Source organism: Streptomyces sp. NPDC046716, from assembly GCF_040645755.1.
Classification (GTDB): domain Bacteria; phylum Actinomycetota; class Actinomycetes; order Streptomycetales; family Streptomycetaceae; genus Streptomyces.
On record NZ_JBEYYU010000057.1, the window covers coordinates 42,745 to 57,968 of the forward strand.

Annotated in this window: 14 protein-coding genes; 8 read left to right on the top strand and 6 right to left on the bottom strand. The window is 72.8% G+C overall.

Translation table 11 applies throughout. The annotated features are described in order from the left end of the window. Window positions 1-14: 14 nt before the first annotated feature. Complete coding sequence (locus tag ABZ930_RS32480) at window positions 15-2,423, bottom strand: FtsX-like permease family protein (RefSeq protein ID WP_361555864.1); 2,409 nt, start codon at window positions 2,421-2,423, stop codon at window positions 15-17. Then, complete coding sequence (locus ABZ930_RS32485; RefSeq protein ID WP_361555866.1) at window positions 2,420-3,115, bottom strand: ABC transporter ATP-binding protein; 696 nt, start codon at window positions 3,113-3,115, stop codon at window positions 2,420-2,422. Before ABZ930_RS32485 ends, ABZ930_RS32480 begins: the two co-directional genes overlap by 4 nt. A gap of 225 nt (window positions 3,116-3,340) precedes the next feature. Here ABZ930_RS32485 and ABZ930_RS32490 point away from each other — a divergent pair, with 225 nt between their 5' ends. From ABZ930_RS32490 to ABZ930_RS32510, 5 genes are all read left to right on the top strand, one after another. Then, entirely contained in the window at window positions 3,341-4,657 is a 1,317-nt protein-coding gene (locus tag ABZ930_RS32490) for a histidine kinase (protein WP_361555869.1), read from the top strand. Beyond that, window positions 4,654-5,334, top strand: a complete 681-nt coding sequence (locus tag ABZ930_RS32495) for a response regulator transcription factor (RefSeq protein ID WP_361555872.1) — start codon at window positions 4,654-4,656, stop codon at window positions 5,332-5,334. The genes ABZ930_RS32490 and ABZ930_RS32495 overlap by 4 nt, the downstream gene beginning before the upstream one ends. 104 nt (window positions 5,335-5,438) lie before the next feature. Then, a complete protein-coding gene (locus tag ABZ930_RS32500) occupies window positions 5,439-6,320 on the top strand; it encodes an SMP-30/gluconolactonase/LRE family protein (RefSeq protein ID WP_361555875.1) in 882 nt (293 codons plus the stop codon). 26 nt (window positions 6,321-6,346) lie between these two features. Beyond that, window positions 6,347-6,856, top strand: coding sequence for a 2'-5' RNA ligase family protein (locus ABZ930_RS32505; RefSeq protein WP_361555878.1), 510 nt, complete (start codon window positions 6,347-6,349; stop codon window positions 6,854-6,856). Window positions 6,857-7,000: 144 nt separating this feature from the next. After that, entirely contained in the window at window positions 7,001-7,666 is a 666-nt protein-coding gene (locus ABZ930_RS32510) for a DUF4232 domain-containing protein (RefSeq protein WP_361555881.1), read from the top strand. Between the two features lie 30 nt (window positions 7,667-7,696). Here ABZ930_RS32510 and ABZ930_RS32515 read toward each other — a convergent pair whose 3' ends face one another. Both ABZ930_RS32515 and ABZ930_RS32520 read right to left on the bottom strand, forming a co-directional pair. Beyond that, on the bottom strand, window positions 7,697-8,188 hold the full coding sequence (locus ABZ930_RS32515) for a GNAT family N-acetyltransferase (RefSeq protein ID WP_361555884.1): 492 nt from the start codon (window positions 8,186-8,188) through the stop codon (window positions 7,697-7,699). 49 nt (window positions 8,189-8,237) lie between these two features. After that, window positions 8,238-8,954: an MIP family channel protein gene (locus ABZ930_RS32520; protein WP_351453326.1), complete on the bottom strand. Its 717-nt coding sequence runs from the start codon at window positions 8,952-8,954 to the stop codon at window positions 8,238-8,240. Between the two features lie 250 nt (window positions 8,955-9,204). Between ABZ930_RS32520 and ABZ930_RS32525 the strand changes: the two genes are divergently transcribed. Next, window positions 9,205-9,999 carry a SigB/SigF/SigG family RNA polymerase sigma factor gene (locus ABZ930_RS32525; protein WP_361555887.1) on the top strand — a complete coding sequence of 265 codons (795 nt, stop codon included), beginning with the start codon at window positions 9,205-9,207 and terminating at the stop codon, window positions 9,997-9,999. A gap of 24 nt (window positions 10,000-10,023) precedes the next feature. Here ABZ930_RS32525 and ABZ930_RS32530 read toward each other — a convergent pair whose 3' ends face one another. Both ABZ930_RS32530 and ABZ930_RS32535 read right to left on the bottom strand, forming a co-directional pair. Further along, window positions 10,024-11,352: a TRAM domain-containing protein gene (locus tag ABZ930_RS32530; protein WP_361555890.1), complete on the bottom strand. Its 1,329-nt coding sequence runs from the start codon at window positions 11,350-11,352 to the stop codon at window positions 10,024-10,026. A 115-nt stretch (window positions 11,353-11,467) separates the two neighbouring features. Continuing rightward, window positions 11,468-13,513 carry an APC family permease gene (locus tag ABZ930_RS32535; protein ID WP_361555893.1) on the bottom strand — a complete coding sequence of 682 codons (2,046 nt, stop codon included), beginning with the start codon at window positions 13,511-13,513 and terminating at the stop codon, window positions 11,468-11,470. Between the two features lie 271 nt (window positions 13,514-13,784). On the opposite strand from ABZ930_RS32535, the gene ABZ930_RS32540 reads away from it, so the two are divergent. Together ABZ930_RS32540 and ABZ930_RS32545 are read left to right on the top strand one after the other, a co-directional pair. Further along, window positions 13,785-14,456, top strand: coding sequence for a TrkA family potassium uptake protein (locus ABZ930_RS32540; protein WP_111662526.1), 672 nt, complete (start codon window positions 13,785-13,787; stop codon window positions 14,454-14,456). Beyond that, on the top strand, window positions 14,456-15,127 hold the full coding sequence (locus ABZ930_RS32545) for a TrkA family potassium uptake protein (protein WP_361555897.1): 672 nt from the start codon (window positions 14,456-14,458) through the stop codon (window positions 15,125-15,127). Before ABZ930_RS32540 ends, ABZ930_RS32545 begins: the two co-directional genes overlap by 1 nt. Window positions 15,128-15,224 lie beyond the last annotated feature (97 nt).

Sequence of the window (15,224 nt, forward strand, 5' to 3'; positions counted from 1 at the left end):
GGCCCGCACCCCCGCTACTCCGCGCGCAGGGCCACCACCGTCCGCCCCCGGGCCGTCCGGACGCCCGGGAGGAGGGCGCCGAGGACCGCGATGAGCAGTCCGCCCAGGACGAGCAGGGCGAGGCCGGCCGGAGCGTAGACGTCCATGACGGCGGCGGGCAGGCCGATGCCCGCGCTGTCGCCCATGGCCGGGACGATCACGTGGTGCAGGGCGACGCCGAGCGGTACGCCGAGGGCGCCGCCCAGCAGGCCGGTGACGACGACCGAGGTGGCGACCGTGACGACGGTCTGCCGCGGGGTCATGCCGAGCGCCTTGTGGATGCCGGTCTCGCGGGCACGCTCACGGGTGTCGAGCAGGACGCCGTTCAGGACGCCCAGGGCGGCGACCGCGACGAGGAGCGCGGTGAGCAGGGCGGTCAGGGAGCCGAGGGCGACGGCCTGGTCACCGCCGTTCGCCGGCGCAGGTGCGTCGGCGGTGAGGTGGAGCGGCGCGAGATCGGCGTTGAGCGCGTCGAGGTAGGCGGTGCGGTCGGTGCCGGGCCGCAGGGCGACGAAGTGGCTGGTCGGTGTCAGGTCGACGCCGGCCGTGGTGAACGTGGTGAGGTCGGTGAAGACCTCCATGCCGTCGTTGTGGGTCTCCAGGATGGTGCCGACGATCCGGATGCGGACCGGTGTCCCCCCGTGGTCGAGGGTGAGCGTGTCCCCGACGGCGGCGCCGGTGGCGGTCAGGAACGCGGTCGGGACGACCGCCTCGCCGGACGCACGGATCCAGCGGCCGGTGACCTGTGCGTAGCCGGCCCAGGAGGCGTCGCCGTCGAAGGCGATGACATCGGTGGCGCCGCTGATCCCGGCGACGGTCGCCTGTCCGGTCGCCTGCCCGTACTGGGCACGGGTGCCCGGCTGTCGCGCGATCGCCGCGCGCAGGGCGGCGGGGTCGGCCTTCGCGAGCGCTTCGGCCGCTGCCCGGTCCCGCGCCTCCCGCCGGGGATCGGGGCCCGGGGGAAGGCCCGCGGGCGGGGCGTGCGGGTCGATGGTCACGTCGGCGGCGTCGTGCGCACGCGCCTCGCTCACCTCGGCGAGCGACGAGCCCAGGCCGACCGCGAAGGTCACGGCGGCGGTGCCGAAGAGCACGGCCGCCGCCATCGCGGCGGCGCGGGCGGGCCGGGCGAAGGGCCGGGCGAGCCCCAGGCCGACCGGCCTCGGCAGCGGGAGCCGTGCGGCGAGGCGGGCGGCCCGCCGGCCGCGCGCCGAGCCGGGTCCGCGGCCGAGGGCGAGGGCGTCGACGGTGCGCAGCCGTCCGGCCCGCCAGGCGCCCGCCCACGCGGTCAGGGCGACCGTGCCGAGGGTCCCCGCGATCACCGCGGCGTCCACCGCGGGCGCGACGCCGGACGGGGTCGTGCCGTACGCGTCGGCGGCCTCCGACAGGACCGGGATCACCAGCAGGTGCCCGGCGACGACACCCAGGGCCGTGCCGATCGCCGCCGGGACCGACGCCTGGGCGACGTAGGCCCGTACGACCTGGCCGGGGGTGAATCCGACCGCCTTGAGGATGCCGACGCGCCGCCGTCCCGCGCCGACCGCTCCGGTCACCACATGACCGACGATCAGCACCGACATCACCAGGCCGAGCACGCCGAACGCGACGAGGAACGGCACGAACAGCGCGGTGTCCCGCTCGGCGTCGGCGCGCACGGTCAGCCAGGACCGCGCTCCGGTCAGTGCCCCGCGGGGTACGGCGGCGGCGATCGCGGCGCGGCCCGCGGTCAGCCGCGCCGCGGTGTCCGCCGCGGTGAGGCGGTACAGCATCTGGTAGCCGGCCGTCGGATCCCCGGCCGTCGGCGCGGTCAGGGCGGCGGGCAGCACCCAGGCGTCGGCGGTCCGGGTCGCCGACCGGGCCACGCCGACGATCGTGAGCGCCGGGCTGCCGGGCAGGGCCGTGAAGGTGAGCCTTCCGCCCAGGTCCGGGAAGAGTCCGCCGTCCGCGGAGAGCACGATCTCACCGGGCCGCTCGGCCCAGCGCCCCGCGGTCAGGGCGAGTGCGTCGACCGCTCCGCGGGGAGTGGCCCGGCCGACGATCGACAGCGTTGACAGCTCCTGGCCCTTCGCGGTCGTCGGGGTCGCGGTCACCGTACGGAACGGTCCGGAGGCCGTCTCGACGCCGTCGGCCCGCGCCGTCCGGGCCAGTTGCCCCTTCGTGGCGGCGTCCGCGTCGAACTGTGCGGACAGATGGGCGCCGTGCTGCCGCGCGAAGGCGTCGTCGAAGGGGGCTCCCGAGGCCTCGACGAGGGAGCCGCCGAGGATCGCGGAGGCCACCGACGCCATCGTGGCCAGCACGATCACCAGCGTCTGTACGCGTCGGCGGCCCGTCCCGGAGCGCACCACCCGGCCGAGCGCGCCGCCCGCGCGTCGTTCCCTAGCGGTCATCGGACCGGCTCCGGCTCGCTCGGCACGGTCGTCGTGCCGTCCGTGATGCGGACGGTCCGGGTCGCGCACGCCCGGGCGAGCGCCAGGTCGTGCGTCACCAGGACCACGGTCTGGCCGTCCCGGTTGAGTTCGGTGAGCAGCCGGCCCACGTCCTCGCCGGACGCGCTGTCGAGCGCTCCCGTGGGTTCGTCGGCGAGCAGCAGGGGCGGCCGGTTCATCAGGGCGCGGGCCACGGCGACGCGTTGCCGTTCGCCGCCGGAGAGGCGGCCGGGGTACGTGCGGGCGTGCCGGTCGATCCCGAGGCGCTCCAGCAGTCCGGCGGCGCGCCGGCGGGCCTCGGCGCGCGGCAGGGTTCCCGACAGCTGGGCCGGGAGCAGCACGTTGTCGACGACGGTCAGATCGTCGAGGAGGTGGAAGAACTGGAAGATCATGCCGACCTTGGCGCGCCGGTAACGCGCGGCCGCCGCCTCGCCGAGCCGGTCCACCCGGGTGCCGTCGACCGTGACCGTGCCGTCGTCCGGCCGGTCGAGGCCCGCGAGCAGGTTGAGCAGCGTGGACTTGCCGCTGCCCGACGGTCCGAGGAGGGCGACGCTCTCCCCCGCCGCGACGGTCAGCGACGCGTCGCGCAGGGCGGGCGGCCCCTCGTCGTACCGGCGGCTCACCCCGCGCACTTCGATCAACGGCGTGGTCATGTACGTACTCCCTGGGGGTCGGCCGAGGCCGGTGCGTCCGGCCCCGGCCGACGCTAGGCGGGGTCCGACGGCGGGCGCCTCGGCCGCCGGACCCCCTTGCGGTACTGCTCCGGGACCATCGCGCGCCGGGTCCTCCGTGAGAAGTAGTCGTGAGGTGTACGGGGTTCGGGAGGTGGGGCGGTGAGGAGGAGGTGCCGAAGCGGTCCGGGCCGTGACAATGAGCCGGTGACGCACGAACCACCGTCGAACCGCACCCGGATACGGGCCCTGCTGCCGATCCGGCCCGAGCAGGTGGCCGGGGTGCTCCGGCGGGCGTCGGGTCCGCTTCCGCGCCCCGGCCGGCTCAGCCTGGCCTTCGACGCGGTCCTCGCGGCCGTCGTCACGGTGACCATGACCTTCTACGCGGCCAACGCCCCCGGCGGCACCGAGGTCGTCGTGGTCGTGGACGGGGTGGGCCGGCTGGTGAGCCCCATCGGCTCGAACCGGTGGATCGGGTGGGTGGCCGTCGCCCTCTGCACGTCGGCCGTGCTCGTGCTGCGCCGCCGCTACCCGCTGGCCGTGCTGTGGACGGTGACCGCGGGGGCCGGGCTGTTCGCGCAGGAGGCACCGTCCCGGCTGGTCATCTACCAGGGCGTCATCGCCGCCTACAGCGCCGCCGCGTACAGCCCGTACCGCACCGCCACGCTGGCCAGTCTGCCGGTGGCGATCACGGTGTTCAGCAGCACCGGGAACACCCAACTCCCCATCATCCCGGACAAGTACGTGGCGCTGTGGGTGCTCGTCCCGCTGGTCTTCGCGGCCAACGGGCTGCGCTCCTGGCGGCTGCGCGCCGACACCAGCCTCGACCGGCTCGCCGCCCTCGAACGCGAGCGGGCCGCGGAGCTGCGCCGCGCGGCCGAACGCGAACGCGCCCGTATCGCGGCCGAGTTGCACGACGTGGTCACCCACAACGTCAGCATGATGACGATCCAGGCGGGCGCCGCCCGCACGGTCATGGACACCTCCCCCGAGCTCGCCCGCGAGGCACTGCTCGCCGTCGAGGCCGGCGGGCGGGCCGCGATGGCCGAACTCCGGCACACCATGGGCCTGCTGACCATGAACGCCGAGGGGCCCGACCCGGCCGGCACCGCGGACCTCGCGCCGCAGCCCGGCCTGGAGCGGATCCCCGAGCTGGTCGCCGGTGTACGGGACACGGGTCTCGACGTCACCCTCACCTCCACCGGGCAGGCCGCCCACGTCCCGTCCGGGATGGGCCTCGCCGCCTACCGGATCGTGCAGGAGGCCCTGACCAACACCGTCAAGCACGCCCGCGGCGCCACCGCGACCGTGCGCGTCGACCACACCCCCGACACCCTGCGCATCGAGATCGCCGACACCGGCGGCGCCGCCGACGCCTCCGCCGCGACCGGCAACGGCCACGGGCTGATCGGTCTGCGCGAACGACTCGCCGTCTACGGTGGCACCCTGAACGCCGGCCCGCGCCCCGCCGGCGGCTATCGCGTCGAAGCCCTCATCCCCCTGGCCCGTACGGAGAGTTCATGACCGCCCCGCTCCGCGTCGTCGTCGCCGACGACCAGGCCCTGGTCCGCACCGGCTTCCGGATGATCCTCACCGCCGACGGCATCGACGTGGTCGCCGAGGCCGCCGACGGCCACGAGGCCGTGGAGGCCGTCCGCCGCACCCGCCCCGACGTCGTCCTCATGGACATCCGGATGCCGGACCTCGACGGCCTGGAGGCCACCCGCCGCATCCTCACCGGCGCCCCCGGCGAACCCCGGGTGATCATCCTGACCACCTTCGACCTCGATCACCTCGTGTACGGGGCCCTGTCCGCCGGAGCCAGCGGCTTCCTCCTCAAGGACGTCACCCCCGAGCACCTGACCGCGGCCGTCCGCCTGGTCCGCACCGGGGACGCGCTCCTCGCCCCGGCCATCACCCGGCGCCTGGTCGAGCGCCACGCGCGCCGCGACGCCGAGACCGCCACCGTCCACCGCGACCTGGCCACCCTCACCCCCCGCGAACTCGACGTGCTGCGCCTGCTCGCGCAGGGCCTGAGCAACGCCGAACTCGCCGCCCGCCTCCACCTCGCCGAGACCACCGTCAAGACCCACGTCACCCGCGTCCTCGCCAAGCTGCAGCTCCGCGACCGCGTCCAGGCCGTCGTCGCCGCCTACGAGACCGGCCTGGTCAGCGCGGGCGAGCGGCGGCCCGTTCCGTAGTCCGCCCGTCGGCCGCGCCGGTCCGGAGGCAGGATGTCCCCCAGCGCCCGGCGTGTTCGCCGTGCGCACCGTGTCATCGGCCGCATCGGACCAGAAGGAGCCGCATGTCCCAGCCCACGCCCGTGCTCTCAGGATTCGCGTTCACCGAGTCGCCGCGCTGGCGCGACGGCCGGCTGTGGTTCTCGGACTTCTACCAGGACCAGGTGTTCTCGGCCGCCGAGGACGGCTCGGACCTGCGCGTGGAGGCGGCCGTCCCCCGACAGCCGTCCGGTCTCGGCTGGTTGCCCGACGGCCGGTTGCTGATCGTGTCCATGCGCGACGCGCGGATCCTGCGCCGCGAGCCGGACGGCGAGCTCACGGTGCACGCCGACCTCGGTGACCGGATGAGCGGTCACGCCAACGACATGGTGGTCGACGCCGACGGCCGGGCCTGGATAGGCAGTTTCGGGTTCGACCTGATGGGCGGCGCGCCGCTGGCCCCCGCCGCCCTCTACCGCGTGGACCCGGACGGCCGTGTCACCGAGGCGGCGACGGACCTGTGGTTCCCCAACGGCATGGCGATCACCCCGGAGCGGGTGCTGCTCGTGACCGAGACGTTCGGCAACCGGGTCACCGCCTTCGACATCGGCGCGGACGGACAGCTCGAGAACCGGCGCGTCTGGGCCGAGTTCGGCGCGGTGCCGACCGAGCGCGAGTTCGCCGGGGTGGTGCCGCAGCTCGTCGTCAGCGGCGACGGGGCCTGCCTGGACGCCGAGGGCGCCCTGTGGATCGCGGACGCCACCGGGGCGCGGCTGCTGCGGGTGACGGAGGGCGGGACGGTCACGGACGAGATCAGGCCCGGCACCAATGTGTACGCGTGCGCGCTCGGCGGCGCGCAGGGCACGACCTTGTTCGCCTGCGCGGCACCCGACTTCTTCGAAGAGGCCCGGCGCCCCGTCCGGGAGGCCACGATCCTGGCGCTGCCGGTGACGGTGCCGGGCCTCTGAACCCCGTACGTACGAAGGGATCGACGATGCCCCCGTGGGGAACGACGGCCGTGCTGGCGCTGGTCCCACAGGCACAGCCACTGCTGGACCTGGCCGCCGCGGCGGACCCCCGCGTGGTGCGGCCCGGTGTGCCCGCGCACGCCGCGCTGCTCTACCCGTGGCTGCCCGCCGACCAGGTCGACGACCGGGCGCTGGAACGGTTGCGGTCCGCGTTGCCGGCCGGCCGGATCACGGCCCGGCTGGCCGAGGTGGAACGGCGTGCCGGGTTCGTGGCGGTCGCGGTGCCCGAGCTGGGGGCGGCGGCGACGGCCGTGCGGTCGGCGTTCGCGGACCAGGTCCCCTACGGGGGCCGGTTCGGACCGAATCCGCCGGTGCACCTCACGGTGGCCCTGGGCGCCGAGGCGTCCGTGGCGGCGTCCGTCGCCGACCGCGCCCGCGCCCTGCTGCCGATCGTCGCGGAGCTGACGGCGCTGCACGTGGTCGCTCTGACGGCCACGGGCTGGAGGGAATTGAGGGAGTTTCCGCTCAGTCCATGAGGCCGTTTTCTCTGTACCAATCGCCTCGGTTCCCTGTGACAGAACGAAGACCTGGCAGCTGACCGCCTGTGACTCGGTGCGCGATACAAATATTTCCGACAGCGCAGCACAGGCACAGCACAGACTTTCCTCTGGGGGAACATCGTGAAGTCCATCCGCATCACCGCCATCGCCGCCGTCAGCGTCGCCGCCGCCTTCTCGCTCACCGCCTGCGGCGGCGACGACTCGGGGACCAGCGCGTCGGCCAAGGACTCCGCCGCCGCCTCGCAGTCGACCGGTTCGTCCTCGTCGCAGGCGTCGGAGGGCTCGGGCTCGAAGGGCTCGGAGGCGGGCAGCAGCACGAAGTCGGACTCCGGGAAGGGCACCGGAACCCTCACGAACGACTCGGCGCAGACCGGCGGCAAGGTCACGTTCTGCAAGGCGGAGGACCTGGCCATCGACGCCACGGACGCCTCGCCCGGCGCGAACGAGGGCCGGATCAACATCACCATGGTCAACCGGGCCGCGACCACCTGCTCGGCCACCGGCTTCGCGGGCGTCGACATCAAGGACGCCGACCACACCTCGAACCCGATCGAGCGCGGCTCGGCCCAGCCCCGCGTCACCACCCTGAAGCCCGGCGACGCCGCCGTCTTCGACCTCGCCTACACGGTCGACAACAGCGGCGACAGCCTCTCGAACCCGACCAACATCATCGTGACGCCCCCGAACGACACCCACTCCGTGACCCTGAACTGGCCCGCGGGTGCTCCCGGCATCAAGGGCGCCTACACCGACGTCCAGCTGTACCCCACGCACAACGCCAACTGACGCCCGCGCGCCGGTCCGGAACGGCTGGGGCTACCCGAGGGTCTTGGCGAACCAGTGATCGGCCCTGCCGTGGCCTTCGTACGGCGGGGTCTCCTGATACCCGTACCGTGCGTACAGGGCCCGCGCCTCGGTGAGTTGGCTGTTGGTCTCGCACACGACGCGTACGGCTCCGAGCCGCCGGGCCGCGTCCTCCACGGCGAGCAGCAGTCCCCGGCCGAGCCCTGCGCCCCGCCCGGCGGGACGCACGTACATCCGCTTGAGTTCGGCCGTCCTCGGGTCGGAGCCCAGCAGCCTGATCCCCGCGCACCCCAGGAACTCCGCTTCCACACCCCGCGCGACGAGGAACTCCCCGCCGGGCGGACCGAGTTCCCGATGCGGGTCCCTGGCGAGCACCGCCCGCAGTTCGGCGTCGGTGCCGGAGCGGCCCAGCACCCGCCGTCCCATCTCGGTGAAGTACTCCCGCATGACGTCGTCGACGGCGGCGGTGGCGACCGGCTCGGGGCCGATGGTCCAGGCAGGCATGCGGGACATGGTCGCCGACCGACCGCCCGCAGTCCAGGGCGGGGCCCGGTCAGGCGACGTCCGCCGTCACGCGGGGCTCGTTCGCCGGGTGGGTGAGGCGGATGACCAGGGCCGCGAGCAGCCCGCCGACCAGCGGCGCCACGATGAACAGCCACAGCTGCGACAGCGCCTGCCCGCCCGCGAAGATCGCCGGGCCGAGCGAACGCGCCGGGTTCACCGAGGTGCCGGTCAGCGGGATGCCGACGATGTGGATGACGCCGAGCGCGAGACCGATCGGCAGCCCGTCGAAGCCCACCACCGCGACCCTGCTGGTCACGGCCAGGACGACGTAGGCGAGGAGGAAGGTGAGCACGGTCTCGGCGAGGAACGCGCCGCCCCCGCTCAGGCCGACGTCGGAACGGCTGCCGTAGCCGTTCGAGCCGAAGGCCCCGCTGGTCTCCAGGCCCGGGATCGACTGGACCAGCCAGTACAGCAGCGCCGCCCCGGCGATCGCGCCCGCGAACTGGGCGACCCAGTACAGCACCGCCCGCCGCACGTTGATCCGGCCCGCCGCGAGCATCGCGAGGGTCACCGCCGGATTGACGTGGCAGCCCGAGATCGGGCCGATGGCGTAGGCGAGGGCGAGCAGGGTGAACCCGAAGGCGAGGGCGACGCCCAGGGCGCCCATGAACTTCAGGCCGATGACGGCCGAGCCGACGGCGAAGAAGACCAGCAGAAGGGTGCCGAGGAACTCGGCGACGACAGCACGTTGCTCGGATCGCTCCATGACCACATCAGCCTCCCAGCGGTTCTTTGGGCTGGTTTGACACCTTTCTGAACCCATGGTGCGGCCAGACGGGCGATCTCTCATGTCGAGCGGCCCCGGACCGGTCCTGTTTGCCCGCCGGAGCGCAGGGCAAGCGGAGCGGAGTGCTTGGGACCACAGGCGCAGCCGCGGGAGCGGTGCGCCCGGTTGCCGGTCCACGTGCTCCTCGACGGCCGATTCGTTGGCAGCAAGTCTTGAGGAGCACTCTCTGATGGCGACTCGCCACGCGCACGACGACGCACCTGACACCCGGCAGACCTTCGAACGCCTCGCCGGGACGGAGTCCGGACCCGAGCACGACCTGCTGAACGAGGAACTGGTCGAAGCGTGGCTGCCCATGGCCCACCGCATCGCCGGCCGCTTCCGCAACAAGGGCGAGAACCTGGACGATCTCCGGCAGGTCGCGGCGGTCGGGCTGGTCAAGGCGGTCGACCGCTACGACCCCGAGCGCGGCGCCTTCGAGTCGTACGCAGTGCCGACCATCACCGGCGAGCTGCGCCGCCACTTCCGCGACCACACCTGGGACGTCCGCGTGCCCCGCCGCGTGCAGGAGTTGCGCAACCAGGTGCGCGCCGCCCGCCGCGAGCTGCTGGACCGGCCCGGCCGGACCACCGAACCCGGCGTCGAGGAGATAGCCGCCGGGACCGGTCTGACCCCCGACGAGGTCCGTGCCGGACTGGAGGCCCTGGAGAGCTACAGCGCGCTGTCCCTGGACGCCGAAGTCAGCGGCTCGGACGACGAGTTCAGCCTCACCGACACCCTCGGCGAGAACGAGGCCGGCTACGACCTCGTGACCGACCGCGAAGCGGCCAGGAAGGGCCTGGGCCGCCTCGCGGAACGCGAACGCACCATCTTGTACCTGCGCTTCTTCGAGGACATGACCCAGGCGAACATCGCGGAGCGGCTGGGCATCTCGCAGATGCACGTGTCCCGCCTGATCACCCGCAGCTGCACCCAGGTCCGCGACTACGCCATGAGCCCGGCGGCGGAGCGCCGAGCGGCCTGATCCGCCGGCGGGGCCCCCGGCGGCTCAGGAGGCCTTGGCGGCCGGCTCCAGAATCGCCACGCACTCCACGTGATGTGTCATCGGGAACAGATCGAACGCCCGGAGCGTCCGCACCCGGTACCCGCCCTCGCGGAAGTAGCCCAGGTCCCGGGCCAGCGCGGCCGGGTCGCAGGCCACGTAGGCGACACGTCGGGCGCCGAGGGCGGTCAGCTGGGCGACCGTCTTCTTGCCGGCGCCGGCCCGCGGCGGGTCCAGGACGATGAGGTCGACCTCGGTGATGCCGGTGCGCGGCAGGACCGCCTCGACCTTGCCCTGCTCGATGCGGACGCGGTCGAACGAGGCCAGGTTGTGCCGGGCGTCCTCCACCGCGCGCTTGCCGGACTCGATGCCGAGCACCGCGCCCTTGTCGCCGACGCGGTCCGCGATGGCGCCCGCGAAGAGGCCGACGCCGCAGTAGAGGTCGAGGGCCATGTCGCCCTTGCGGGGCAGCAGGCCCTGCATGACGGCGCGCATGAGCGTGTCGGCCGCCTGCGGGTGGACCTGCCAGAAGCCGCCGTTGCCGACCCGGTAGGTGCGGTCGTCGGCGCGCTCGCGCACGAAGGCGCGGCCGTGCACCCGGTGGATGCCGCCGTCGTGCTCCTCGACCCGCAGCACGGAGACGGGCTTGTCCAGCTCGACCAGCGGAAGGCGGGCCCCGGGCCGGGGGGCGAGGATCACCTGGCGGTCGTTCGAGCCGGTGGCCGCGATCGCCTCGACCGACTCCATCCCGGCCCAGTCCCGCTTCTCGATGCCCAGCTCGGAGACGCCCTCGGCGGCGATCATGCAGTGCTCGACCGGTTCGACCTCGTGGGAGCGGTGGCGGCGCAGCCCCGCGTTGCCGTCCGCGTCGATCGCGTACTGGACGCGCGTGCGCCACTGCGGCACCTGGCCCGCCGGGAGCTTGTCGCCCTCGGCCGGCATGACCGTGCCGTCCCAGCCGGCCTCCTCGGGCGTGAGGCCCGCGAGCCGCTGCAACTGCTCGGCGATGACATCGCCCTTCAGACGGCGCTGCGCGCCCGGCTTGGCGTGCTGCCAGTCGCAGCCGCCGCAGCAGCCGGGACCGGCGTACGGGCAGGGCGCCTCGACGCGGTCCTTGGAGGCGTCGACGATCTGTACGGCGTCCGCGCGCAGGAAGCGGTCGCCCTCCTCGCCGTCCGTCACCCGCGCCACGACCCGCTCGCCGGGCAGCGTGTGCCGGACGAACAGGACCTGGCCCTCGGCCGTGCGCGCGATGCAGTGACCGCCGTGCGCGACGGGGCCGACCTCGACCTCGTACTCCTCCCCCACCAGTGACTTCTTCGGTTCTGCCTGCATGGCGGGGGCTCCAGTACGTAAGGGGGAACACGACCACGTGAAAGCGGCCGGACAACAGCCCACCAGTCTACGTGGCTGTCACCCGGCCGCTCACCACGAGCCGATACCGCAGGCCCTACTTGTTGCTCGGCTCCTTGGGACGCTTCTCGACCGGGCCACGCCGGACGGCACCCGGCGCGTTCCACTCCGAGCGCCTGCGGGCCCGCTTCTTGGCGGCCTCGGAGGACTCCAGCTGGTAGGGGACCGACGTCACCATGATCCCCGGGGTGAACAGCAGCCGCCCCTTCAGCCTGAGCGCGCTCTGGTTGTGCAGCAGGTGCTCGTACCAGTGGCCGACCACGTACTCGGGGATGATCACGCTGACCGCGTCGCGCGGCGACTCACGGCGCAGGCTCTTCACGTACTCGATGATCGGCCGGGTGATCTCGCGGTACGGCGAGTCGAGGACCTTCAGCGGGACGTCGATGCCGCGCCGCTCCCACTCCTCGCGCAGTGCCTTCGTCTCGGCCGGGTCGACGTTGACGCTCAGCGCTTCGAGGGTGTCCGTGCGCATCAGCCTGGCGTAGGCCAGGGCCCGCAGCGTCGGCCGGTGGATCTTCGAGACGAGGACGATGGAGTGGACGCGGGACGGACGCACGCTGTCGTCGGACGGCGTCTCCGGCGCGGCGATCTCCTCGGCGACCCGGTCGTAGTGCTTCCGGATCGCGGTCATCGTCGCGTAGAAGATGCACATGCCGAGCAGCGCGACCCAGGCGCCGTGGGTGAACTTCGTGACGAGGACGACCACGAGGACCAGGCCGGTGAAGAAGGCGCCGAAGGCGTTGATCGCGCGGGAGCGGATCATGTGGCGCCGCTTGTCGGCGTCGCGCTCGGTGCGCAGGTGCCGGTTCCAGTGCCGGACCATGCCCGTCTGGCTGAGCGTGAAGGACACGAACACGCCGACGATGTACAGCTGGATCAGGCGGGTGGAGTCGGCGCCGTAGATGACGACCAGGAGCATCGCCGCGCCCGCGAGCAGCACGATGCCGTTCGAGAAGGCGAGGCGGTCGCCGCGGGTGTGCAGCTGGCGCGGCAGGTAGCGGTCCTGGGCGAGGATCGAGCCGAGCAGCGGGAAGCCGTTGTACGCGGTGTTGGCGGCCAGGAAGAGGACCAGTGCCGTCGCCGCCGCCAGGATGACGAAGAGGAAGCTGCCCTTGCCGAAGACGGCCTCGGCGACCTGGGAGATCACCGGGTTCTGGACGTAGGCGCCGCCGACGGCCACACCGTTGTGGATCAGGTCGGTCGCCGGGTGCTCGGCCATCCGCACCTTGGTGGTCATGGCGAGCGCGATGATGCCGCAGAACATGGTCACGGCGAGCGCGCCCATGAGTGCGAGCGTGGACGCCGCGTTCTTCGACTTCGGCTTGCGGAACGCCGGTACGCCGTTGGAGATCGCCTCGACGCCCGTGAGCGCCGCGCATCCGGAGGAGAAGGCGCGCAGGAGGAGGAAGACCAGGGCGAATCCGGCGAGGCCCTGGTGCTCCGCCTTGATGTGGAAGTCGGAGGTGGGGGCCCGCATGGTGTCGCCGAGGACGATCCCGCGGAAGGCGCCCCAGGCGATCATGATGAAGACGCCGGCGACGAAGACGTACGTCGGGATGGCGAAGAGCTTCCCGGACTCCTTCACCCCTCGCAGGTTCATCAGCGTCAGCAGGACGATGACGGCGCAGGCGCAGAGCACCTTGTGCTCGACCACGAAGGGGACCGCCGAGCCGAGGTTCTCGATGCCGGAGGCGATGGAGACGGCGACGGTCAGGACATAGTCGACGAGCAGGGCGCTGGCGACGGTGAGCCCGGCCTTCGGGCCGAGGTTGGTGTTGGCCACCTCGTAGTCGCCGCCGCCGCTCGGGTAGGCGTGCACGTTCTGCCGGTACGAGGCGACGACCGTGAACATCAGCACGACGACCGCGACCGCGATCCAGGGGCTGAAGTGGTACGCCGACACGCCCGCGATGGACAGGACCAGCAGCACCTCGCCGGGCGCGTACGCGACGGAGGAGAGCGGGTCGGAGGCGAAAACGGGGAGTGCGATGCGCTTCGGCAGGAGCGTTTCTCCGAGCCGATCACTGCGCAGTGCGCGCCCGATCAAGATCCGTTTGGGCACGTCGGTCAGTTTGGACACGCAGAGGATCGTAAGCGTTCGAACGGGGGGCCGCCCACCCGCCACCCCCATTCGTCCTCAGCCCTCCCCCGGGGCCCACAAGATCTGGTGTCCCCACGCGAAGGTCGAGTTCGCGCCCATTGCGGATACGGTGGTCCCGAGCGCGAGCCGCAACACAAGCCCGCACCGTGCCCGAGATCGAGCCACACCGGCTGGACCGAGCCGCGAGAGAGAGACATGAGCAGGACGTTTACGCAGGTCAGTAGGCCTATGAGGAGTGCGGGGTAGGGCCGTGCATATCGTGATCATGGGCTGTGGCCGGGTAGGGTCCCAGCTTGCCCAGACCCTGGAACAGCAGGGCCACACGGTCGCCGTGGTCGACCAGGACCCGACGGCCTTCCGCCGCCTGGGCTCCGGGTTCGGCGGCCGCCGCGTCACCGGCGTCGGTTTCGACCAGGACACCCTGCGCGAGGCGGGCATCGAGGAGGCCGGCGCCTTCGCCGCCGTCTCCAGCGGTGACAACTCGAACATCATCGCCGCCCGCGTGGCCCGCGAGATGTTCGGGATCGAGAACGTGGCGGCGCGGATCTACGACCCCCGCCGCGCCGAGGTCTACCAGCGCCTGGGCATTCCGACGGTCGCCACGGTCCGCTGGACCGCCGACCAGATGCTGCGCCGCCTGCTGCCGTCCGGCGCGGAGCCGCTGTGGCGCGACCCCACCGGCGGGGTCCAGCTCGCCGAGGTGCATGCCTCGGAGTCCTGGGTGGGCCAGAGGATCAGCCGCCTCCAGGAGGAGACGGGCGTCCGTGTCGCCTTCCTGACCCGGCTCGGCGAGGCGATCCTGCCCACGTCGCAGACGGTGCTCCAGGAGGGCGACCTCGTCCACGTGATGATGCGCACGGACGACGTCGAGAAGGTCGAGGCGGCGTTCGCCGAAGGCCCTGAAGGGGAGGGCGGTCACTGATGAGGGTCGCCATTGCCGGAGCCGGAGCCGTCGGCCGTTCGATCGCGGGCGAGCTGCTGGAGAACGGGCACGAGGTCCTGCTCATCGACAAGGCGCCGACCGCGATCTCGGTCGAGCGCGTCCCGCAGGCGGAGTGGCTGCTCGCCGACGCCTGCGAGATCACGTCCCTGGACGAGGCGGCGCTCCAGCGCTGCAACGTGGTCATCGCGGCCACCGGCGACGACAAGGTCAACCTGGTCGTCTCCCTGCTCGCGAAGACCGAGTACGGGGTCCCGCGCGTCGTCGCCCGGGTCAACAACCCCAAGAACGAATGGCTGTTCAACGAGTCGTGGGGCGTCGACGTCGCCGTCTCCACCCCGCGCCTCATGTCGGCCCTGGTCGAAGAGGCCGTCAGCGTGGGCGACCTGGTGCGCCTGCTGCGCTTCAGCCACGGTGACGCGAACCTGGTGGAGCTGACGCTGCCGCCCGAGTCGGCGCTCGCCGGCACGCGCGTGGGGGACGTCCAGTGGCCGGAGGACACGTCCCTGGTGACGATCATCCGCGGCACCCGTGTCCTGGCCCCCAGCCAGGAGGACTCCCTGGAGGCGGGCGACGAACTGCTGTTCGTGGCCGCCCAGGCCCGCGAGGAACAACTGGAGGACCTGCTCTCGGTCCGCCGCGAAGGCGCGTAAGAAGCAGGAAGGCGCCCCCTGAGCTTTGCTCAGGGGCTCGCGCCACGGCTGGACGTGTGGCGGGCGCCGACCGACAACGACAACGGGGCGAGCTGGC